The following is a 649-nucleotide window of genomic DNA, read 5'->3' as shown; positions in this document are numbered from 1 at the left end:
GGTGGTGACTTTATCGGTACCTGGCACCAGGTTTTCGAAATGTTCGCCGCCAGTCACACCCTTAATTGCGGTGGTGACGGTCTGATCACCGTTATAGACATCGTTCGGCGCAACGGTTGTAACGGTGCCGCTCGACTGGTTCACACCGATGGTGATGGTCTGGCCGTTATCCAAGGTCACGGTCAACGGGTTGGTGATGTTAGTCACTGCCGCGCCGTTTTTATCCACAAGGCTGGCGGTGTAGACGATATTGCCGCCTTCACCAACAGTGGTATTGGCAGTCAGAACCACATCAACTTTATCGATGGTGTCGTTGATCGTGGTGGTCGCACCGTTACCAGCAACTTCCAGCTTCTCGAAATTACCGCCAGCGGTGTCAGTGATCTTGACCGTTTGAGTGCTCTTGTCGATGAACACGTCATCGCTTGGCGCTGGGACAGTCACAGTACCGACGGTGTCGCCGGCCTTGATGGTGATAGTTGAGCCGTTGTCGAGTTTCAGGGTTACGTCGGTACCCGCTTTATTAGAAAGCGTAGCGGTGTAGGTAATCTGGCCACCTTCACTCACCTCGGACGGAGCTGTCAGGGTCACGGTGGTGGTATCGGCGGTGCCCGGAGTGTCAGTCACAGTGGTAGTGACTTTATCGGTA

At 54.5% G+C, this 649-nt stretch carries 1 protein-coding gene; it reads right to left on the bottom strand.

Annotated elements, in window-relative coordinates; all coding sequences use genetic code 11:
• On the bottom strand, positions 1-649 hold a 649-nt coding region (locus tag JFT85_RS28345; protein ID WP_342367031.1), incomplete at both ends, for an immunoglobulin-like domain-containing protein.

Origin of the sequence: Pseudomonas sp. TH04 (genome assembly GCF_016651355.1) — a bacterium.
GTDB lineage: Bacteria > Pseudomonadota > Gammaproteobacteria > Pseudomonadales > Pseudomonadaceae > Aquipseudomonas > Aquipseudomonas fluorescens.
The sequence above is the reverse complement of the archived record's forward strand: the minus strand, read 5'-3'. Positions and strand labels throughout refer to the sequence as shown.